Source organism: Psychrobacter sp. S1-30-MNA-CIBAN-0213, from assembly GCF_040309845.1.
Taxonomy (GTDB): Bacteria; Pseudomonadota; Gammaproteobacteria; order Pseudomonadales; family Moraxellaceae; genus Psychrobacter.
Genome location: NZ_JBEOPE010000007.1, coordinates 107,867 through 129,183 on the forward strand (window position 1 = coordinate 107,867; position 21,317 = coordinate 129,183).

Sequence of the window (21,317 nt, forward strand, 5' to 3'; positions counted from 1 at the left end):
TATAACGAAGTTTGTTGTTTTTTTCAGAATTCGCTCTTGATTGCAGCAAAATTACTACGCTTGCCTATGGCGGGCTTGTCCTCAATCTGCACCTTAAGCTAGACCTCTTGCAAAAGTAGCACTTCATTGAGCTTTATGAACAAAGCTTCAAGGCTTAGCACTGATTTATGCAAGAGGTCTAATACATTAATATTTATAAACCAAACGGGAAGGTATCGAATGTTCCTTCCCCTATCTCTTTTGTCAAAGCTTCAACCGCACGCGTTTTATCAAACCAGATATACTCATCAAACTGAGAGGGCAAAGAGGCATAAAAATAATGACTCTGTCGCTCAGTTTCAGGTCTATAAATGACGCCTATCGCTCGTTCTAATCGCTCTGGGAGTAATTCTTTACGGATGTCTTCATTAAGTGGATAACGCAATGGTAAAAGAAAATTATCAGTAGATACCTCATGAAAAATACGTTCATAACTGTCAATGTGTGAGGGCTGTACTTGTTTTACCTCCATTGGCCCTCCCCATCTAGATGCAGCGGCAACGGTACCGTGATCGGTGCCAAAACCTATATTATAGGCTTCGTCGCCATATTCTTGCCGTGCCAATTGGCCTATATTTAATTCGCCACGTGCGCTCATTTGAGTTGCCCGAGCATCACCAATATGGGAATTATGCGCCCAAACGACCGCCTTTGATTTGGAGCCTCTAAACTCAAGTACCGCCTATAGTGTTTCAAACATATGTTGATCACGCTGATTCCATGAGTTGTTTTCAGCAGAATACTTTTCATCGTAATACATAGTGCGGTAATAACGTTCGGCATTGACTATCAGCTTGGCATTTTGTTCGGCGTCAAAAAATTGTTCTTTATTGGCTATAGAATACTCTAAATATTTCTTCAGTAAATCCTGTAGGTTTTTTAGTACTTCTGCTTCACAACTTTTATGCTGCTCGGTCATCACCGCACGGCTGTACAAAGCAGGGTCATTTGCCCAAGGCATCAGACAGCCATAACGCTCGCGGGCAATTTCTGCAGTCTTAGGATCTACTTGCTGTAAATAGTCCAATACCGCTTCAATAGAACTGTATAAGCTGTATAAATCCAGACCATAAAATCCTACTTTTTCTTCTGAAGATTCTGTTTTATCATTGTATGCATGAAGCCAATGGGTAAATTCAAGCATGGATTGATTGGCCCACATCCAAGTAGGAAATCTGGAAAAAGGCTTATTTTGAAGCAAAGCATCCTGTTCTCTGCCATGAATATAACGATGGATATGCGCGGCATCTGGCCAGTCAGCTTCAGCAGTGATAATAGTAAAATCTTTCTTTTCTATGAGTTCTTTAGTTATACGTGCCCGCATTTCATAAAATTCAGCCGTTCCATGTGATGCCTCGCCAAGCAACACAACACGGCTGTCTCCAATACGCTCCATGAGATTATCTAGATTGACGTCATCAATATTTGCAAAATGTTCACTTGATTGATCAATTAATTCAGGCAAAGTCCTATAATTTTTCATTACTTTACTCTCCCCAACCTGCTGCACCAATCAGAGGTACAAAACGAACGCCTCCCAAATCTTCTGTCTTATATTCATCTTTACTGATACGCCGAATACGTACAAGTTTTTGTGACTTCAAGGACTTACCAACGGGAATGACCATGCGTCCGCCAATGACTAATTGTTCTTTAAGTGTTTGCGGTACTTCAGGCCCTCCTGCTGCCACTATGATGGCATCAAAAGGTGCTTTTTCAGGCCATCCAAGGGTACCATCGCCATGCTTGACCTGAACATTGGTATAGCCCGTTTCTTTAAGTTTTACCTGAGCAGTATCTGCCAAAGCTTTGTGGCGCTCAATCGTATAGACAGTCTTACAGATCTCCCCAAGCACGGCTGCGGCATATCCCGACCCTGTACCGACTTCAAGTACGCGGTCATCTGACTTCAACTCAAGTGCCGCAGTCATCAATGCAACAATATAAGGCTGTGAAATGGTCTGATTTTCCTCAATAGGTAAAGGTGAATCTCTGTAAGCAGATTCAATGAGATCGGTAGGCGTAAATGCTTCACGTGGTACCGCATTTAGCGCATTAAGTACTGTTTGATCATGTAAGCCGCGAGCCACAAGTTGGTCATTTACCATTTGCTGTCTTAATTTTTTAAAATTACTCATTATGGTCTCCTTAATTTTCATTTTAGAAGATTCAGTATCACATACAGACACTCCTAAATAAAAAAGGTATAACAATGTGTAACTGAGAAAAATTCATTCGCTGGCTGTACGTCGTCCCAAAGCCTTTAAGTCGTACCAAAGATTACATAAAAGAGCTTCTTGTGATTCAAAATTTTTAACGGTTATAAATGTTTAACTCACTCTAGGCTTTAGCACTCATAAATTGCGCCACATAATCATCAGCCGGATTATGGCGTAACTCATTAGGTGTACCCGTTTGCACTAAACGCCCACCATTCAAGATACTGATACGCTGACCGACTTTTACCGCTTCATCGATATCATGGGTGATAAAGACAATAGTCTTATTCAGCCGTTCTTGTAGCTCAAGCAACTGATCTTGCAGCTGGGCACGAATGAGCGGATCAAGCGCGGAGAACGCCTCATCCATCAGCAAGATTGGATTATCTGTTGCCAGTGCGCGTGCCAGCCCGACACGCTGCTGCATACCACCTGACAGCTCATCAGGATAGCTATGCTCTAAGTTTGGCAATCCAACTTCGTTAAGCCAATGTCTTGCAACTTCATGGCGTTCGCTAATACTCATCTTACGCACACGCAGACCATAAGCGACGTTTTGCATGACGGTCATATGTGGCACTAGGCCAAAATGCTGAAACACCATGCTGACCGTTTGCTGGCGATAGTGCTGCAACTCTTTGTCATCAAGCTCTAACACATTAATCGCAGAAGGTGACTTTTCGTTTCCCACTGGATCTTTATTGATATCGGTAGTCGTTGCAGTTGACTGAATGTCAGTGGTAGGTTTTTTCATATTGGCAGGATTTTTTGTATTAGTAGGACTTTTTGCATTGATAGAGGTATCAACCCATATTTTACCGCTGGTTGGATCAATTAAGCGATTGATATGCCGTATCAACGTTGATTTCCCAGAGCCTGACAACCCCATAATACAATGCAGCTCGCCTGCCTTAATATTCAAATTAATATCATATAACCCAACCGAATAGCCAGTTTGCTCTTTAACCGCAATGCTATCCATACCCTCAGACAGTAGTGCCAGAGCAGCCTGTGCTTGTGTGCTGCTGGCATTATAAATCTTACTGATGTTCTCTAGCTGGATATGATTCATCATTGCTCTCGCTGTTTATATTTTTTTATTTTCGTTATTGTGGTTTTCGCTGTTTGTTACGCTCACTTTTAACTGGTCATGCTCACTTTTAACATTAAGCAAACGACTAACCAATCGGGCGTTTACCTGCGTCAATGGTTTTTTGACGCGCACGCTTGCCCTGACCAAATGCTTGAGTAATACGGTCAATAATAATGGCGACAATGACGATAGCGGTACCTGCTTGTAAGCCTTGGCCGATATTGAGCGTTTGGATAGATTGCAAGACATCTTCACCAAGACCAGGTGCGCCAATCATGGAGGCAAGTACTACCATGGCAAGCGACATCATTACTGCCTGATTAATCCCTGCCATGATACTGGGTAGCGCTTGCGGCAATTTAATCCAGATGAGCAGCTGTAAATGCGTACTACCAAACGAACGCCCTGCCTCGACCATCTCGTGATTGACTTGTGTAATACCCAAAGTCGTCAGACGAATGAGTGGCGGCAGTGCATAAATGACCGTAGCAAATAGCGCTGGCACTTTACCAATACCGAACAGCATAAGCACTGGAATGAGATAAACAAAACTGGGCATGGTCTGCATGACATCTAGTATAGGTGTGACGATTTTACGCAGCACCTTACTACCCGACATAGCAATGCCAATAGGTATACCAATCACCACCGTGACCAACACCGATACAATAAGCAGAGCAAAGGTATCAATCAACGCGCCCCACAGTCCAAACGCGCCAATGAGAAATAACCCTGCCCCGCATGCTAGCGCAAACCATATCTTGCGCACACCAAACCATGCCAATACCGTCACAAGCGCAATAATCAGCCAAGGTGGCATAATGGTTAATAGACGCTCAATGGGTAACAGTAAATAGGTTAATGCCATCGTGCTAATGGTACGAAACACATCACCGTAATTTTGGACAACGTTTGCTAATGTGTTATTAAGCGGAGTCTCAAGTGACCATGAAGGGAAGCTTGATGATAAGCCAAATCGATTATCACCGGCTGCACTTTTATTAACAATACCAGTATTAGCAACAGCAGTACCTGTTAGGCTAATACCTAACTTAGCAGCAAGACTTGTGGCCGCTTCATCAGATAACCATGATTGCCAGACATCTGGATTTTCACGCAAGAATGTTAATGCTTGCTCATCCCCACTACGTTTGCTTTCGCTCATCTCCAAAATAGCACCATTGAGTTCATCAGAGGTGAACTGTATGTTTTTGAAGACATCGGCCAGCTCAGGATTAGACTCAATAAATGGTGTAGATACGGCGATACCTAAAGGTGATACAGGGAAGCCAGAGACACAGTCGGCTGTGCCATCAGCTCGTAGCAAATCTTGCCAACAGACGTCATTATGGGCAGGGAATTCTAATGATGCAAAGTCATACTTTGCCATCAAGCCCGTAGGCTGCCAGTAGTAGAATAATAGCGGTTTATGCTGTTCAAAAGCGGAGGCAATCTCGGCATCGAGAGCAGCACCCGTTCCAGGATGGGCGTTGTTAAAAACACTATCCAAACCAGTATTCTTAAGCAAACGAGTGTTAAAAATCTCACACGTCCAACCAGACGGACAATTCATAAAGCGTGACTTACCGGGTTCTTCGGGGTCTTTAAATAGCTCAGCATACTTAGGCAAATCTTGATGACTGCGTAGACCTGGGTTTTCTTCTAGTACATATTTAGGAACATACCAACCTTGAGTTGCGCCGCCCTTGAGCGTATCGCCAATGACCGCCACTTTATTTTGTTCAATGGCTTGTTCCATGATTGGTGAGCGTCCAACCCATTGCTCCCCAATTACTTGGATGTCGTTTTGAGACAATGCAGTTTCAAGCGCAGGACCAGCACCCGGCACCTCTTCGATCGTACAATCATAGCCATCTTCAGCGATGTACTTGAGCACTCCAGAGATGAATTGACCGCTCTCCCATGTCAGTGCGCCAAATTTGATTGGTGATTCGCAAGCTGCTGACGCCGACACCGGCAATAACAACGCGCTCATACACAGTAAACTTAACGCAATCCATTGGCGCATGTTATGTCCTATTTGTCGTTACTTTAGCTGGTCATTATTATTGAAGTTTGTTTCTAATCAGAAATATAAATTTACCACAACTACCGTCTAGTAATATTACGAAGTGTAGCGATTTATAGTATTGATGACAAATGCTTATTTATCAATCACTAACGCTAATCCTTAGACCGTTGTGCATATGGAATCTCAAATACTACTGAGATGAATAACATCGCAAAATCGATACAGCAATCCACGATAAAACAAATACAGTGCTGCTTAAATGAATTTTGCGCAGTCTCTGTCTGGCATAGCGCACAGCAAGCAAGGTAAATTTATACCAATAGCACGTTCTAATGGCTATAGCTTTTTCTTGAATACTGACTGTATTTCAAACAAAAAATAGCGCCTATGTTAATAGACGCTATGATACTTTGAATGGCAAAACTCAAATATTGGTTACTTTAACAGCAGAGCCATACCTTTTCTAAACAGCTCGCCATAAGGCGGTAACAGCAAGTTCATACCATTAAGTTTAGATTGTACGAAGACAGGCTTCATATGACTTAAGCGCTCAAACCCTGCTTTGCCATGATACGCACCGACACCTGAATGTCCTACTCCGCCAAACGGCAAATCATGCTGGGTCACATGCAAGATGACCTCATTAATACAGACTCCGCCCGACACCGTATGCGTACGCACCTTGTCGATATCGCGATCATTGTTACCAAACACATATAGCGCCAATGGACGTGGACGCGCATTGATAAAATGAATCGCATCATCAAGCGTCTCATAATGCATCAGTGGCAAAATCGGTGCAAAAATCTCATTTTGCATTACTTCACTATCCGCCTCAGGATCAGCAACGACAACTGGTGGCATTAAGCGCGTCTCAGAGCTTGCCTCAACATCAGTAAGCGGCTGCACACTATCAGCTGGCAACTTTTGCAGATAACCTGCTACACGCTTAAACTGCTCATCATTGATAATGTGGCTATAGTCTTGGTTATTGTCAATATTGGGATAGTGTTTTTGCATCCACTCTTTTGCTAGGCTAATAAAGCGCTCGTGATGTTGACGTTGAATCAATACATAATCAGGCGCGATACAAGTCTGACCCGCATTAAGGGTTTTACCCATCATTACCCGATTAACCGCATTTTCAAGATTCACATCATCAAGCACGATGACCGGTGATTTACCACCAAGCTCAAGAGTCACTGGCGTTAAATTCGGTGCCGCAGCCGCCATGACTTTTTTGCCCACTGCAGTAGAGCCAGTATAGAGTAGATGATCAAAAGGTAACTTACTAAAAGCCTCAGCAATATCGACTTCTCCCAGTACCACACAGACCATATCTGGTGAAAAATAATGCGCGACTGCTTTAGCAAAAGCTTCGGCAAATTTGGGCGCGGCCTCACTCATTTTAACCATTACCCGATTACCAGCGGTAAGTGCATCAATCATCGGTCCTATTGCCAAAAATAGCGGATAATTCCATGGCACCATAATGCCAACCACTCCTAATGGCTGCGGCTGAATCTCATTGTGCGCGGGCATATATAATGCTGAAATAGAAACGCGGCGGGTTTTCATCCATGCCTTGCCATGTTTTTTGGCATGACTGATACCAGTAAAGCTAGGGAATAGCTCTGCAAACTGAGTTTCTGACTCGCTACGATAGCCAAAATCTGCACTGATAGCCTTGGCCAAGTTTTTTTGATTATCGCTAAGTAGAGCTTCTAGATTGTCTAACTGAGCCTCACGAGTTGCCCAATCAGTAATAGGATGGGTGCGACTTAGGGTTTGCAGGTGTGAAAATTTCGCCTGTAATTGTTCTATAGTAGTAATAGTGCTCAGCGAGGTATCAGAGCTGCTTGTCATTTGAGTATTTATAGCTTGGTCGTTTATAGTTTGGTCATGATCTGTCATGTGTCGTCCTTGTCGTACACGCTAAAGTGAAAGCACCCTAGCCAGTTGCTATTTAATGTAGCGCATTGATCAATGAATGAAAAGGTCGATTCACATACTGGTAGGTTTGCATAAATTATTTTTTGAAGCAGCATCTGTATTATCTAAGAAGGAAGCATTCGCCTATTTAAGGTTGGGTGATAATAGCAAAAACTGCTAAACTCGTTATTATCATTAATTATTTAATATTATTACCTATTTAGTATCATTATCTATCTTACCTAAAGCAAATTGCTCATACAACAATAAGATGCTGACCGTCATGCAAAAACCCATACCAGAAACGATGCAAATAACATCATCAGAAACGTCGCAACAAACCTCACAACAAATAAGCGATATGCTCGTCAGAAAATCGTTATCCTCTGCTGACTACAATCCTACTCATGACGCGATGCTAGAGCGCACACTGGAACGTATCGCCTTAAAGAAAGAACAAAGCTTGCGTACGCCTGACGAGTTATGGGTAATTGATCATAACGATGTCTATACCCTTGGGCAGGCAGGTAAAGAAGAACATATTTTGCAGCATACAGACACACCCATCATTAAGACCGATCGCGGTGGACAGGTGACGTGGCATGGACATGGACAACTGGTCGTCTACTGGCTATTTGACCTACATAGTCTCGGCTGGAGCGTCCGCAATCTCGTGTCACATGCCGAGCAAGCGATAGAAGATGTAGTCAACGACTGTTTAAAAAGTCTGGCATCATCTGACATTAATAATGACAATATTAATGGCAATATCAGCGCTCATTCGCGTCGCGATGCGCCAGGTGTCTATTTATATGCCAACATGTCTCATACGCAAAATGGCGATGCTGACGTTGATATTGATAGAAATGGTGACAACCAGTCTGTCTCGCCAGCAGAAGACGCCATTATGTTAGGTAAAATCGCTTCACTAGGTTTTAAGATTAAGCATGGCTTTAGCTATCATGGCATTGCGTTAAATCTAAATTGTGATTTATCAGCATTTAATGCGATTAACCCTTGCGGTTATGCTGGCATGCAGATGTTGCGATTGGCTGACTTTGTAGCGATGAGTGAGAAACAGAATAAGCAAACAAACGAAGCATTAGGTTATGAGCAAATTACCCAAAAGCTCATCGATAACATTGCCAAACGTCATGCAGGCCTGATTGAATTACGTCCAATCGCCTCCTATAAATAGCAGCTGGACTTAACGTCTTGAGTTAATCGTCTCGTGTCAATTTGCGTTATTGAGTCTTATTTTGCATAATATCGTGCCTTCTTGGACTTAAGCTTAATGAGAAAATTTAAGCCAAACTTGTTATACTCGCAGGCGGCACAGATTAGGCATAGCGATAAACATACTACGCCAATATATGACCCTTTAATTATTTTCCGCTAACCAAGCATTTATAACAAAAGCAAATAGGAGCATTCTATGGCAGACTTCAATAAAATCTTAGACGCAGGCGACGTTGATGGCGGCATTATTAATGTCGTAATCGAAATCCCAACTGGTAGCAGTCACAAAATCGAATGGAATCGCGAGTTAGCCGTATTTGAGCTTGACCGTATTGACCCACAGATTTTCGCCAAACCTTGCAACTATGGTTTTATCCCACAAACGCTTGATGAAGATGGTGATGAGCTTGATGCGCTAATTCTTACTGAGCAGCCTTTAACGACTGGTATCTTCTTAAAAGCCAAAGTTATCGGTGTGATGAAGTTCGTTGATGATGGTGAAGTTGATGACAAAATCGTCGTTGTACCAGCTGATGATCGCAACAATGGTAATGCCTATAACAGCTTAGCAGACCTACCTGAGCAAATCATCAAACAGTTAGAGTTCCATTTTAGCCATTATAAAGACCTTAAAAAACCAGGTACTACTGTGGTTGAATCATGGGGTGATGTCGCAGAAGCGAAAGAAGTGATTAAAGAGTCTATCCAACGCTGGAAAGATATGTAAATTATCGCTTTAGGTGATAAGTAAGCATTATTTAAAATACCGCAATCATCGTCATGACGGCGGTATTTTTTTGTGTAAATTTAGGTCGTATTGAAAAACTATCAAGTTATAAAGGTTTTACCTTATAGTCAGGTCAATATAAAAGAGATTCAGTGAGACTGGGACAAATTTTGCGCAGCCTTTGTCAGCGTAGACACAGCACGCAAGAAAAATTTTTCCCAGTCTCGCGTCATAAGCTAGTGTATCCATTTAATCTAGTATCAACTGTACCATCCAACAATAATTTTATAGAGATAACATTGCTATAATGGTCATCATTCTTTACCAGCGCTTTAACGTCATTAAATAGCAAGGACTACCATGTTTAACTCCGACCCAAACTTAAAACCTATCAGTGCAAAGCTGCCAAAAGCTATCATTATGATGGTCGAAAAAGGCAATTTAGTCATGGCGATTAAGTCTTTAGCGGAAGATGAGAATATCAGTATGGACGAAGCAAAGTTGCGTATCGATGCTTATGAGACCGAGCTTAAGAACAAACAACAGCAAAACCTTACCACTATTGCTAATAAACAAGGCATTCCAAACGAAGCCCTCAGCTTTGATAGAGAACCAGAAGTAGAAACCATGCCTGAATCATTAATCAAGCATCGCGTCAAAACAACGAAATCTGAACAAGGATTTAAAAGCTTACAAAAAGGCGTTGATAGTAAATTAAATGATATAGGCTATAAAAAACCGCTCCTCCCTTATTGGGCTAAGCGGCTGATAGTCATTGCGGCCATTATGGCAGGATTGTTTTGGATACTATGGCGCGTATTTGGCTAACACTTCAAACTATTAACAAATAACATAACAATTTAAGTTAAGCGAATATCTGGATTGTAGAGTATTGCCTATATTCAAGCTAATTAACCCTGCTTAATGATGAGGATGAATATTTTGATAGAAATGTTAGCCCATTACATTGATGTGATTGCCAAGATAGTCGAAGTCATTGGTGTACTTATTATGTTCTTTGGATTATTTTTTGCTTTTTATCGAGGCATTCGCTTAACTGGCGGTTTCAATCATGATACCTACGTCCAGATTAGGCAGACCGTTGGCAAGTCTATTTTGCTAGGTTTAGAGGTACTCATCGCTGCCGACATTATGGCAACTGTCGTTACAGAACCTACGTTACGCAGTGTTCTAGTATTAGGCTTTATCGTACTTATTCGAACTTTTTTGAGCTTGTCACTACAAGTCGAGCTAGAAGGACGCTTCCCTTGGCAAAAAGAAAAATCACCACAGGGGTCACAGCGTGTGAATCAAAAACTTCACAATGAAACCTTTGATAACTCAAATCCAGATTTAGACCCTTGACCTCAAACTCAAAAGACGCATTGTAGATAATGCTATTGGTATGACAGCTATTTAAGTCATTCGTGCGCTTGCAAAAAAGCCTCGACCACGCGAAACTGCCCAGCGGTGCTCTCCTCACCATACATCGCTTGGCGAAAAGCATTAGAGTTAGGAATACCCGTGGTATACCAAGCAATATGCTTGCGGGCGATACGGCAACCAGAGTATTCACCGTAAAAGCCATATAGCTCTTGCAGATGTGCCAGTACAATCTCTTTGATTTCGCTAACACTTGGCGCAGATAGACTCTCACCAGTACGCAAAAAATGCCCGATATCACGAAATAACCACGGTTGCCCTTGAGCAGCACGGCCAATCATCACCGCATCGCAGCCTGTTAACTCGTAAACACGCTGAGCCTTTTGCGCGCTATCAATATCACCATTGGCAATGACCGGAATGCTGATGCTTTCTTTAACTTCACGTATCAGCTCATAACGCGCTTCGCCTGTATACATATCCTCACGAGTGCGCCCATGAATAGCAATGGCAGCAATACCCGCTTGCTCTGCTCGCTTCGCCACGCGCAAAATATTCTCGCGTCCATTCTCAAAACCCAAGCGCGTTTTTAATGTCACAGGTGCATTTACGCTATTTACCGCAGCATCTAATAAACGCGCGACCAAATCTTCGTCTTGCAGCAATGCAGAACCCGCTAGCTTGCGACAGACTTTTTTGGCGGGACAGCCCATATTGATATCGATAATCTGCGCACCATTATCAATCTGATAACGTGCCGCCTCAGCAAGCTTATCCGGCTCAGCCCCAGCTATTTGGGCAGAAATTGGCGCGATTTCGTTATCAAAATTGGCACGATAGAGAGATTTTTTGCGAGCATAAAGCGCCGTATCAGCGATTATCATCTCGCTGACTGCGTGACCGGCACCAAATGATTTGCATAATCTGCGAAAGGGATTGTCCGTCACACCTGCCATCGGCGCCACCATCAGACGGTTTTCAATCGTCAGACCACCGATAGTTAACGGTTGTAACAACGGATGATCATTAGCGATTTGTGCTGACGACTCAGAAGAAACTGGATTATTTATAGGCATAAAAAACGGCTTGATTCATGGTGAAAACAAGCCGTTATTCTAAGGGTTCTTGACTTTATTGCAAGCCATTCAGATGAATAACTTGCAACAATAAATACTCAGTTTTAATAATTAAACCAACTATTTATCAAACACACTACCCTGCTCTAAAGTGATATCTTCATCATGCTCTTGCATGCGCCACGGTAAACTATCTGGCGAGACATTTAAGAAGTGTAGGTATTTTTCAAACTGATCAATGATATCATTAATCACCGATTCTGATTGATAACCATATAAATCATAGGTTTGACCGCCACGGCGTAGATATACCTCAGCACGATGATGGTGCTCTTGCGGTAATTCATTGGCCATATCCTCAGTATAATAGTCAGGAATCTCATGCTCTGACAAACGAACTTCGTACCAGAATTCAACGTTATCACCACGTCTTAACTCCAATACAGCACGATCATTAACCTCATCATAGTTAACATCAGGTAACCAACCTGTTTCGGCAAACTTCTCTGCAACTTCACGCATTGACGATAGAACCGTGCCTTTTATATAACCAAGCACTTTATCACGCGTTGGCTGATTGGTTATATAATCAATACGGTCACGCCAGGCGTCGAGTTTGAGTAGATGTGGCGGAAGATGATTGTCATTGGCTAGACTCTGATTGCGATGTCCTTCAATACGTAGCGCACGCCACATACCAAATGTCGAAATCAATATAATGACTGCAAAGGGTAAGGCGCTGACGATAGCGGCTGTTTGCAAAGCGCTTAGACCACCAGCGATGAGTAGAGCTGCGGCGACTGCCCCTTCAGTTATCACCCAAAACGAGCGCTGCCACCATGGCGTATCACTACGCCCGCCCGCAGCAAGCGAGTCAATAACCAATGACCCTGAATCCGATGAAGTCACAAAAAAGGTAATAATTAATATTACTGTCAATGATGACACTATCTGGGTGAATGGCAAATTCTCTAACAATTTAAATAACGCTATCGCTTGGTTATTCTGCACTTCACTAATCAAGGCGTCGTAACCATCAACCATAATCATATGTAACGCGGTATCACCAAATACCGAGAACCAAAAGAAAGTAAATAGCGTTGGCACCAACATTACGCCTAACACAAACTCACGAATGGTGCGACCACGACTAATCTTAGCAATAAATAAACCGACAAAAGGCGCCCATGCAATCGTCCATGCAAAGATAAATAGTGTCCAGCTACCAATCCAATCACTCGATTGATAAGCTTGCAAGCTAAAGGTACGCTCAACGATATTACCCAAATAGCTGCCTGTATTTTCCATAAAAGCATTTAGAAGAAAAACAGTAGGGCCAACGATAAATACAAATAGCATCAGTGCCGTTGCTAGCAACATGTTTAAGATAGACAACCGCTTTACGCCTTTATCCATACCTGCTAACACAGATACCAAGGCAGCAGCTGTCACTAAGGCAATGATAATAACCTGCACAGTCGTACTAACTGGAACCATATTTGGTAGCAAATAATTTAGCCCAGCGTTAATTTGCGCCACCGATAGACCTAGGCTAGTGGCGATACCGAACATGGTACCCACAATCGCAAACACATCGACGGTATGGCCAATAGGGCCATAGATCTTGTCACCAATTAATGGATATAAGGTTGAGCGCACTGACAATGGCAAGCCATGACGAAAGGAAAAATACGCCAGTGATAAACCTACCACGCCATAAATAGCCCAAATATGAAAACCCCAGTGAAAATAAGCAATTTGCATGGCTTCTTTGGCCGCAGCTATGGTTTGAGGCTCTGACAATGGCGGCGTTGCAAAATGTAGCACAGGTTCGGCGACACCATAGAATAGCAAGGCAATACCGTAGCCTGCCGAAAACAACATGGCAAACCATTCAAGAAACTTATACTCAGCCTCTGCATGGTCAGGACCCAGCTTAATACTGCCATAAGATGAAAATGCTAAGGCAACAATAAACACTAAGAATATAGCGACTGCTAACATATAAAACCAACCGAAAGTATCGGTGGTAAAAGCCAGTACTGTACTAAATAACTCGCCAGCAGCTACTGGATTAATCGCTGTGCCAATCACCAGCAACAGCATGATGGCAGCTGCTGGTAAAAATACTGGCAGCAAAATGGTAGAGCGAGGTAATTTACTCATAAAAAATAATGTCCTCAAATTAATGCAGCGTTATTGAATAAAAAGGTCATTCGTAGAAGCAATGTAGAACCGATGCGCCCAACAAAATATAGTTTGTACCATACTCTTTGTCTGAACCCCAGATGTAGCACTGACTTGTAACACTACTTTAACGATTGTTACATGACTATTACCAAGCAATAAAAAAGGCAGCTTGCTAGCTGCCTAGTTATACTTATTGAGAAAACCTTAATATATAACGATCAAACTGGCTTTACCAGATTAAAAAACAGTGTTTTTATTTTATGAATCGGAAATTATCGCTGCAAGTTGTTTGGCAGTTTCAGCAAGTTTTTCACTATCTGCCTGCTTAACTGCATGGCGACCTAGCTCATGGATGCTTGATGGAATCAGATGTACATGGTAATGAAATACCGTCTGCCCAGCTTGCGATCCATTCAATTGCATTTGAATAATACCTTCACGCTCAAATACCTGACGTTGCGCTTGCATGACCTTTTTAGACGTCATCAAAACAGCTGCGGCATATTCTGGTTCAAGATCCACTAAATCAACGGCTTTTTGCTTAGGTATTACCAGTACATGACCCTCTGCTTGCGGCATAATATCCATAAAGGCGAGGGTTTTATCATCTTCATAAACCTTGTGATATGGAATATCACCGTTTAGCATTTTGGCAAAAATATTGTTTTCATCGTATTTGGTTTTCTGATTAGCTTGTGTCATTATTTTTTCCTTAAATATTTATTAATGGTTAATGCATCATCGTATCTGGTTACATATTACCTGCCATATATAGTGGACGAAATATAGTCTGAGTACAAGACACATCTAAAACTGTTAACGTGCAGGCAAGTCGCTACTTGATAGCTATCTTCTAACAATATTAGCAATCTAAACACTCTATTTTATTGGCGTGCAAGCCCTATTCAATGCTATATTAAGCCCTCACTTTGTTAATGTTAGGTTTATGAATTTGACTACCTTACCTACTCAGTCATCATCTAATTCTGATTCTGATACACCATTATCTGCAGTGTCAGATCATGTAGAATCACTGGAAAATAGCGCCAGTCCAAAAACTATCGCCCCAAACACCATTATCCTAGCTGAAGCACTAACCGATACGACTATCAGTTGGCAAATTCACAACTGCAAAATCAGTGAAAAGACGGTTACACAAGATGTTCCAATGCTGTTCTTGTATCATTACGATAGTTTAGATGATAGTGTCAAACAGACCCATCCGTTGACACCTGCTCTGCTTGCACAATTTAATACGCCTATGACGGCCGATGCTGCTGCCAAGCTTATTGGGATTGCAGACGGTTTATTAGCAAGCCCTTGGCACGTCAAAGTAATCGGCTCGCTGGTTGTCTTTAGTGAAGCCCTGCAATTAGCCGTACACCTACATTGGACGAATACAGGCAAAGCGACGCAGCAGGTATACACCAAGGACGCGGATGATGCTATGACAGCTGCTTTTAAAGACTGGCAGTTTTTTGGCCGTGTAGATGTTCTTTATAAAAATGCTAAGCAAACCCTAGTCAGTATTGATGAGCAGAGTACAAGCGATGAGCCGCTACTCACTATTGATGCTAGTACTGATTATCAACAGCTATTAGCCCCTCACGCTTTAGCAATTATTACCAAATTAGAAGCCGACAAAACAGAATTACCTTGGTTTGAAACGGCAATTTTAGAACGGGTTGGGTAGCACCTTACCTTCAGGCTCCTTATTATGATATTACAATCGAAGTATCATTATCGACGAATTGTTTTTAGTTACTCATATCTAATGGTATGGTAACGGCCTAGTATTATTCACTAGTACTCAGAGGCTATAAAAAGCACACTTTAAAAAAGCACACTATCAACATCAAAGCTGAGGCTAAATTTTTCAATAAACCTCGCCTATTTGTAAGGAATATCAAATGGATTATCGCTCAAAAACCTCTACCGGCGGTCGTAATATGGCAGGTGCACGCGCACTATGGCGCGCAACTGGCATGACTGATGGCGACTTTGGCAAGCCTATTATTGCCATTGCCAACTCATTCACCCAGTTTGTACCCGGTCACGTGCATTTAAAAGACCTTGGACAACTGGTCGCACGCGAGATTGAAAAAGCTGGCGGTGTCGCAAAAGAGTTTAATACTATTGCGGTCGATGATGGTATTGCGATGGGTCATAGCGGTATGTTGTATTCACTGCCAAGTCGCGACTTGATTGCCGACTCTGTCGAATACATGGTCAACGCTCACTGCGCTGATGCGTTAGTTTGTATTTCCAACTGCGATAAAATCACTCCTGGTATGTTAATGGCTGCAATGCGTCTAAATATTCCAGTAGTGTTTATTTCAGGTGGGCCGATGGAAGCGGGCAAAATTCTAGCCAGTACGGTTGGTAAAAGTCACAATAATGAAGACAGTAACGGCAGTGCGGTTCGTAAACTTGACCTTGTTGATGCGATGATGGACGCCGCTGATGATAGCATTAGTGATGAAGATGTGGCGGCTATTGAAGCCTCAGCCTGCCCTACTTGCGGTTCGTGCTCTGGTATGTTTACTGCCAACTCGATGAACTGTTTGACCGAAGCCTTAGGATTGGCCTTACCGGGTAATGGCTCGCTGTTGGCGACTCATTCGCTGCGTCGCGAGCTGTTTTTAGAAGCTGGGCGTACCATTGTCTCGCTTGCCAAACGTCGTTATGAGCAAGATGATGATTCGGTATTACCGCGCTCCATCGCCAGCAAGGCGGCTTTTGAAAATGCGATGACATTAGATATCGCGATGGGCGGCTCGACCAATACTATTTTGCATTTATTAGCAGCAGCTAACGAAGCAGAAGTCGATTTTAAAATGTCAGATATTGATCGCCTAAGTCGCGGTGTGCCTTGCCTTGCAAAAGTTGCGCCTGCCTCACAAAAATACCATATGGAAGATGTGCATCGTGCCGGCGGTGTCTTTGCATTATTGGCCGAGCTTGATCGTGCAGGATTACTGAAGACTGACGTGCCGACCATTCATAGTGCGACGATGAAAGAAGCTATCGATAAGTGGGATATTATGAATCCTGATAATTCTGAGGCGCGTGCACGATATATCGCCGCCCCTGGTGGCGTACGTACAACCGAAGCGTTCTCTCAGTCAAAAGAATGGTCAAATCTAGACGTTAACCGTGAGTCAGGCTGTATCCGCAGTGCTCAGCATGCCTATTCAGAAGATGGTGGCCTTGCAGTGTTGTATGGCAATATCGCTGAGCGTGGCTGCGTGGTTAAAACCGCAGGCGTCGATGAGAGCATCTTAACTTTTACCGGTCGCGCACGACTCTTTGAGTCACAAGATGATGCCGTCGCCGCCGTATTGGCTGACAACATCGTAGCAGGTGACGTCGTTATCATCCGCTATGAAGGACCAAAAGGCGGTCCTGGTATGCAAGAGATGCTGTATCCAACGACTTATCTTAAATCTAAAGGTCTAGGTAAAGAATGCGCCCTACTCACCGATGGCCGTTTTTCTGGTGGCACATCAGGTTTATCAATTGGTCATGCCAGCCCTGAAGCGGCTGAAGGCGGTGCGATTGGTCTGGTTGAAGAAGGCGATACTATTCATATCGACATTCCAAACCGTACCATCAATATGCAGGTCAGCGATGCAGATTTGGCCACTCGCCGCGAAGCCATGGAAGCTCGCGGTCGCGATGCTTGGAAGCCAGTAAGTCGTGAACGTCATGTCTCTCCTGCCCTACGTGCTTATGCTGCCATGACTACCAGCGCTGATACTGGCGCGGTACGTGATGTGAGTCAAGTCGAGCGTTAATTGCAGACAAACAATTTAATTTTTTAAATCAAGCCTGCGCTATGCAGGCTTTTTTTTCACCAAAAAACAACGCAGCTATCGTTTTGATAACGATTTTTTGCGGAACTAATTCTATTTTCCAGTCATGATAGATTTTTTCAGCCGCCTTATTAGCCGTGTTGGAAATCTTATAACTTTCTACTTTCACCGATAACTATCATTAACCTTCCATTGAAAGACGAAATAATGTTTTAGATGGTTCTAGGGGCATACACAAACCTAATGATTGAAAATTATAATTTATTCTTATTGGTCTGCGGTATCGCTTTTTTATTTGGGGCATTGTTCCCAATTATGTTTAAGCGCCTACCCATATCTCTACCTATGCTTCAAGTAAGCTTTGGCATCATAGTCGGTTATTTATGGCTCTCATTGTCATTTCTGGATCCTATGGAGAATGGCGTCGTTATTGAGAAAATCACTGAGATTGTAGTGCTCGTATCGCTCGTTGGCGCTGGTATCAAGATTGATACACCATTATCATGGCGCTTGTGGCGCCCTACTATACGTTTACTGCTGATTACTATGCCTATTGGTATTTTTGCAATGGCTTTTTTGGGCTATTATGCGTTTGGTCTAAGCATGGGTGCAGCGATTTTGTTGGGAGCAGTACTTGCGCCTACCGATCCCGTATTAGCGTCAAGCATTCAGGTAGGCCCGCCGAACACGGGCGGTGAAGATACGCCGCGCTTTACCTTAACGTCAGAAGCAGGTTTGAACGATGGACTGGCTTTTCCATTCGTTTATTTGGCAATTAAAATAGCAGAGGCGTTTAGCGAAGATAAACGCTTTACCAGCGAGATGCTGTGGTCATGGTTTACACATGACGTGTTATGGAAGATTGGTGCCGGTCTAGTAGTCGGTATTGTCGTTGGAAAAGTCTTGGCAAAACTGGTGTTTTCAAAACATACTCGTGAGACTACTATCTCTCAAGGCTATGTGGTCATTGCATTGACATTACTGGCTTATGGCTTAGCTGAGTATGTGCACAGTTATGGCTTTATTGCTGTATTTGTCGCTGCATTTGCGTTTCGTCGCTCAGAGCATAAGCATAGCTATCATGAAAAATTACATGATTTTGCTGAACAGTCAGAAGGTCTGTTAATGTCTTTAGTACTGGTAGCTTTTGGCATGCTAATTGGTCAAGGTTTGCAGTCAGGTGTTGAGTTGACATGGCGAGTCTATATAGTTAGCTTTACCTTTTTGCTATTGATACGTCCGATTGGCGGCATTATTGCGTTATCAGGATTAAACCTACCCCGAACAGAAAAATATGCGATATCCGCTCTCGGTATTCGGGGTATTGGTACCCTGTATTATTTATCGTATGCGCTTAATCAGGGTTTTTTCGGTGAAGAAGATGCTCTAAAACTTTGGGTTGTATGCTCTATTGTTATCTTGGCGTCTATTTTTATGCATGGGTTAAGTGCCCCGAAATTATTACAGATGACATCAACTAAGCCACATGCATAAAATATATTTAAGCTATATTTTTATCAACTAGATTTAATATAGCCTCTGTTAGCGCAAACTGACGGATATCATTTAACATAGTCACATCAAAATTATGTATAAAGGCAAAAGACAGTTGTCGTGTAGGATCACACCATGCGACTGAACCGTTATAGCCCATGTGCCCAAAACCCGATTCAGTATCAGTGCAAACGCTAAATAATCGATGATATCCCAAGCGCCAATTCATATGCGCTGGCATTACCGCATCCATTCCCATGACTTGCGGAGTAGATAGCTGCTCGAATGTTGCCGCGTCGATTAAGGTCTGTCCTTGCCATGTACCGCCATTGGCTAGCATGGCATAGATAGTCGCTAATGCATTTGCTGAAGCCACACCGTTAGCCGCTGGAATGACTGCTTGCAGTGTCTGTCGATTATAGTAATCAATAGGTTGTTTGTTGGCAGGTATGAGTGCTGACTTATAATTTTTTAAATTTAGCTGGCTGGTATTGAGATACAAGCGATTAATCTGTGCCGTATCTAATGTAGGTAATTCATCTATATTTTTGTCATTATTACTCTCTACAACTGCATGAGGTGTTGCAGCATGCTGCTCCCAGCAACGATAGTTTGGTAGATTTGCATAAATACGCAATGTATTTTCAGAATCAGCTTTCAATACTGGCTTGTTCCGACGAGAACGAAGTTGAGGTTGTTCTGCCGTATGACCTTGATACGAGATGTTGAAGTTTTTTACCAATCGGGCAACTCTATCTACTTTGTCGCCTGGAACGCCAAAATAGCAACTGTCTGCAATATCTAAGGGCTCAGTTAAATAATAGCACAGCGCCCCAGCTAGAGACATGTCAGTGACCGATTCTATTACGCCTCCTAACACCCAGCCATAAACTAAAGCACTGTAAGCACTACTATACAATGATGAGTCTTCAGGTAAGGTTGTGGGCATCGCAGCAATCTTATCTAGCATGGTATCCCAATCAAGCAAAACCTCGCTATCAGCATCAATACTGGTAATCGAAAACAAATTGGCTTGATGGGACATTAGCGTGCGTAGCGTGATATTTGCTTTACCATTAGAGGAAAATTCAGGCCAATAACTAGCAATCGGCTTATCATAATCCAGCAGCTGCTGCGAAACCAACACATGAACCAGTGTTGCCAATACTCCCTTACCTGTTGAAAAATTCAAAGATAAAGTTTCCGGCTGCCATGGTATGTTAGCCTGCGCCATACCAACATTTGCTTGCACAATACACCTGCCAGCTTGATAGACGACTAATGAGCCACCTGCTGGCGCATCATCTAATTGTAAATCTGTCAATAATTGTTGTAGGCGCTGTTGAAACTCACTATTGATCTGTTTATCAAGATTCTGATTGTTTTTTTTATTATTGACGATCATGGTTGTCCTGCTCCGTTCTTTTTAGAATCGCTAAAGGTTATAAAACTTTTTAGCATTGAATACTGATGATTCATATCATAAATACAAATATATTATTTGCTAATAAAAAAGGCCACCTATTGGTCGCCTTTTCGTTACTCAGTCATATTCTAACGCGGTACTAACAGACGCTTATAAACTTCGTCTTCCAGCTTCGTCAACCCATGACTGCGACCACGTTCCATAGCAGTATCCATCTTACGCCCACGTAGCCAACCTGCACGCAGAGCAATCGCTGCTCCTGCTCTGTTACCAGAACCACAGTGCATGGCTATTTTTTTACCATGATGCTGACGCAAAATATTGTCAAATGCCAATATTTTAAGCTGCTTTAAATCTGCAACACCGCTGATAGGCAGCTGCTCATAAAACATACCTGCCCGCTCAACCGCTGCTGATTCATCAAAGCTCAACTCGTCATCAGGCTGCAAATTAATGATTAGCTCAACCCCTGCATCTGCTAGAGCTTTCACTTTGGCTTCATCAAGTGCTCCGCAAACGATCGTCTGTTCATCAGGGCGAAAATAAGGCTCAAGTATTGTAGCGAGATTAATACCATTGTCAGCTATCGAAGCTTGATTATCATCTGCATCAGTAAGGGGTTGGGCATTTGAATTTAGAGTCATAGTCGTAT

At 42.7% G+C, this 21,317-nt stretch carries 16 protein-coding genes and 1 pseudogene; 7 read left to right on the forward strand and 10 right to left on the reverse strand.

Annotation, left to right across the window (positions count from 1 at the left end; genetic code table 11):
- Positions 1–193: 193 nt before the first annotated feature.
- From AAEY87_RS08775 to AAEY87_RS08795, 5 genes and pseudogenes are all read right to left on the reverse strand, one after another.
- Positions 194–1,522: pseudogene (locus tag AAEY87_RS08775) on the reverse strand (erythromycin esterase family protein).
- Positions 1,523–1,526: 4 nt separating this feature from the next.
- Positions 1,527–2,177, reverse strand: coding sequence for a protein-L-isoaspartate(D-aspartate) O-methyltransferase (locus AAEY87_RS08780; RefSeq protein WP_350656844.1), 651 nt, complete (start codon positions 2,175–2,177; stop codon positions 1,527–1,529).
- 202 nt (positions 2,178–2,379) lie between these two features.
- Positions 2,380–3,330 carry an ATP-binding cassette domain-containing protein gene (locus AAEY87_RS08785; protein WP_350656868.1) on the reverse strand — a complete coding sequence of 317 codons (951 nt, stop codon included), beginning with the start codon at positions 3,328–3,330 and terminating at the stop codon, positions 2,380–2,382.
- Positions 3,331–3,436: 106 nt separating this feature from the next.
- On the reverse strand, positions 3,437–5,380 hold the full coding sequence (locus tag AAEY87_RS08790; protein WP_350656845.1) for a glycine betaine ABC transporter substrate-binding protein: 1,944 nt from the start codon (positions 5,378–5,380) through the stop codon (positions 3,437–3,439).
- Positions 5,381–5,818: 438 nt separating this feature from the next.
- Positions 5,819–7,297: a coniferyl aldehyde dehydrogenase gene (locus tag AAEY87_RS08795; RefSeq protein WP_068328041.1), complete on the reverse strand. Its 1,479-nt coding sequence runs from the start codon at positions 7,295–7,297 to the stop codon at positions 5,819–5,821.
- Positions 7,298–7,610: 313 nt separating this feature from the next.
- Here AAEY87_RS08795 and AAEY87_RS08800 point away from each other — a divergent pair, with 313 nt between their 5' ends.
- From AAEY87_RS08800 to AAEY87_RS08815, 4 genes are all read left to right on the forward strand, one after another.
- The gene (locus AAEY87_RS08800) at positions 7,611–8,513 is read left to right on the forward strand and encodes a lipoyl protein ligase domain-containing protein (RefSeq protein ID WP_502945465.1); all 903 of its coding nucleotides are present in this window, start codon (positions 7,611–7,613) and stop codon (positions 8,511–8,513) included.
- Positions 8,514–8,750: 237 nt separating this feature from the next.
- On the forward strand, positions 8,751–9,281 hold the full coding sequence (locus AAEY87_RS08805; RefSeq protein ID WP_068036108.1) for an inorganic diphosphatase: 531 nt from the start codon (positions 8,751–8,753) through the stop codon (positions 9,279–9,281).
- Positions 9,282–9,641: 360 nt separating this feature from the next.
- Positions 9,642–10,109 (forward strand): hypothetical protein, encoded by a 468-nt coding sequence (locus AAEY87_RS08810; RefSeq protein WP_068036110.1) that lies wholly within the window; start codon positions 9,642–9,644, stop codon positions 10,107–10,109.
- 123 nt (positions 10,110–10,232) lie between these two features.
- Positions 10,233–10,646 (forward strand): DUF1622 domain-containing protein, encoded by a 414-nt coding sequence (locus AAEY87_RS08815; protein WP_350656871.1) that lies wholly within the window; start codon positions 10,233–10,235, stop codon positions 10,644–10,646.
- Positions 10,647–10,702: 56 nt separating this feature from the next.
- Here AAEY87_RS08815 and dusB read toward each other — a convergent pair whose 3' ends face one another.
- From dusB to AAEY87_RS08830, 3 genes are all read right to left on the reverse strand, one after another.
- A complete protein-coding gene (gene dusB, locus AAEY87_RS08820) occupies positions 10,703–11,740 on the reverse strand; it encodes a tRNA dihydrouridine synthase DusB (protein WP_082785676.1) in 1,038 nt (345 codons plus the stop codon).
- A gap of 120 nt (positions 11,741–11,860) precedes the next feature.
- Positions 11,861–13,906 (reverse strand): BCCT family transporter, encoded by a 2,046-nt coding sequence (locus AAEY87_RS08825; protein ID WP_350656847.1) that lies wholly within the window; start codon positions 13,904–13,906, stop codon positions 11,861–11,863.
- 282 nt (positions 13,907–14,188) lie between these two features.
- Positions 14,189–14,632, reverse strand: coding sequence for an HIT family protein (locus tag AAEY87_RS08830; protein WP_068328045.1), 444 nt, complete (start codon positions 14,630–14,632; stop codon positions 14,189–14,191).
- A gap of 244 nt (positions 14,633–14,876) precedes the next feature.
- Between AAEY87_RS08830 and AAEY87_RS08835 the strand changes: the two genes are divergently transcribed.
- The 3 genes from AAEY87_RS08835 to AAEY87_RS08845 all read left to right on the forward strand — a co-directional run bounded on the left by AAEY87_RS08835 (position 14,877) and on the right by AAEY87_RS08845 (position 19,239).
- Positions 14,877–15,623: a hypothetical protein gene (locus AAEY87_RS08835; protein ID WP_350656848.1), complete on the forward strand. Its 747-nt coding sequence runs from the start codon at positions 14,877–14,879 to the stop codon at positions 15,621–15,623.
- Between the two features lie 217 nt (positions 15,624–15,840).
- Positions 15,841–17,727: a dihydroxy-acid dehydratase gene (gene ilvD, locus AAEY87_RS08840; protein WP_068328048.1), complete on the forward strand. Its 1,887-nt coding sequence runs from the start codon at positions 15,841–15,843 to the stop codon at positions 17,725–17,727.
- Between the two features lie 261 nt (positions 17,728–17,988).
- On the forward strand, positions 17,989–19,239 hold the full coding sequence (locus AAEY87_RS08845) for a cation:proton antiporter (protein WP_068036120.1): 1,251 nt from the start codon (positions 17,989–17,991) through the stop codon (positions 19,237–19,239).
- Between the two features lie 7 nt (positions 19,240–19,246).
- Here the strand turns inward: AAEY87_RS08845 and AAEY87_RS08850 are convergent, their stop codons facing one another.
- Positions 19,247–20,644 carry a serine hydrolase domain-containing protein gene (locus AAEY87_RS08850; protein WP_350656850.1) on the reverse strand — a complete coding sequence of 466 codons (1,398 nt, stop codon included), beginning with the start codon at positions 20,642–20,644 and terminating at the stop codon, positions 19,247–19,249.
- A 149-nt stretch (positions 20,645–20,793) separates the two neighbouring features.
- Positions 20,794–21,309, reverse strand: a complete 516-nt coding sequence (locus AAEY87_RS08855; protein WP_068036124.1) for a protein tyrosine phosphatase family protein — start codon at positions 21,307–21,309, stop codon at positions 20,794–20,796.
- Between the last annotated feature and the right edge of the window lie 8 nt (positions 21,310–21,317).

What these genes read in the sequence shown, in the direction of transcription:
- ilvD (WP_068328048.1), top strand. Translation starts at nt 15,841, where the DNA reads ATGGATTATCGCTCAAAAACCTCTACCGGCGGTCGTAATATGGCAGGT.
- AAEY87_RS08835 (WP_350656848.1), top strand. Translation starts at nt 14,877, where the DNA reads ATGAATTTGACTACCTTACCTACTCAGTCATCATCTAATTCTGATTCT.
- AAEY87_RS08810 (WP_068036110.1), top strand. Translation starts at nt 9,642, where the DNA reads ATGTTTAACTCCGACCCAAACTTAAAACCTATCAGTGCAAAGCTGCCA.
- AAEY87_RS08815 (WP_350656871.1), top strand. Translation starts at nt 10,233, where the DNA reads ATGTTAGCCCATTACATTGATGTGATTGCCAAGATAGTCGAAGTCATT.
- AAEY87_RS08855 (WP_068036124.1), bottom strand. Translation starts at nt 21,309, where the DNA reads ATGACTCTAAATTCAAATGCCCAACCCCTTACTGATGCAGATGATAAT.
- dusB (WP_082785676.1), bottom strand. Translation starts at nt 11,740, where the DNA reads ATGCCTATAAATAATCCAGTTTCTTCTGAGTCGTCAGCACAAATCGCT.
- AAEY87_RS08780 (WP_350656844.1), bottom strand. Translation starts at nt 2,177, where the DNA reads ATGAGTAATTTTAAAAAATTAAGACAGCAAATGGTAAATGACCAACTT.
- AAEY87_RS08785 (WP_350656868.1), bottom strand. Translation starts at nt 3,330, where the DNA reads ATGAATCATATCCAGCTAGAGAACATCAGTAAGATTTATAATGCCAGC.
- AAEY87_RS08830 (WP_068328045.1), bottom strand. Translation starts at nt 14,632, where the DNA reads ATGACACAAGCTAATCAGAAAACCAAATACGATGAAAACAATATTTTT.
- AAEY87_RS08795 (WP_068328041.1), bottom strand. Translation starts at nt 7,297, where the DNA reads ATGACAGATCATGACCAAACTATAAACGACCAAGCTATAAATACTCAA.
- AAEY87_RS08825 (WP_350656847.1), bottom strand. Translation starts at nt 13,906, where the DNA reads ATGAGTAAATTACCTCGCTCTACCATTTTGCTGCCAGTATTTTTACCA.
- AAEY87_RS08845 (WP_068036120.1), top strand. Translation starts at nt 17,989, where the DNA reads ATGATTGAAAATTATAATTTATTCTTATTGGTCTGCGGTATCGCTTTT.
- AAEY87_RS08850 (WP_350656850.1), bottom strand. Translation starts at nt 20,644, where the DNA reads ATGATCGTCAATAATAAAAAAAACAATCAGAATCTTGATAAACAGATC.
- AAEY87_RS08790 (WP_350656845.1), bottom strand. Translation starts at nt 5,380, where the DNA reads ATGCGCCAATGGATTGCGTTAAGTTTACTGTGTATGAGCGCGTTGTTA.
- AAEY87_RS08805 (WP_068036108.1), top strand. Translation starts at nt 8,751, where the DNA reads ATGGCAGACTTCAATAAAATCTTAGACGCAGGCGACGTTGATGGCGGC.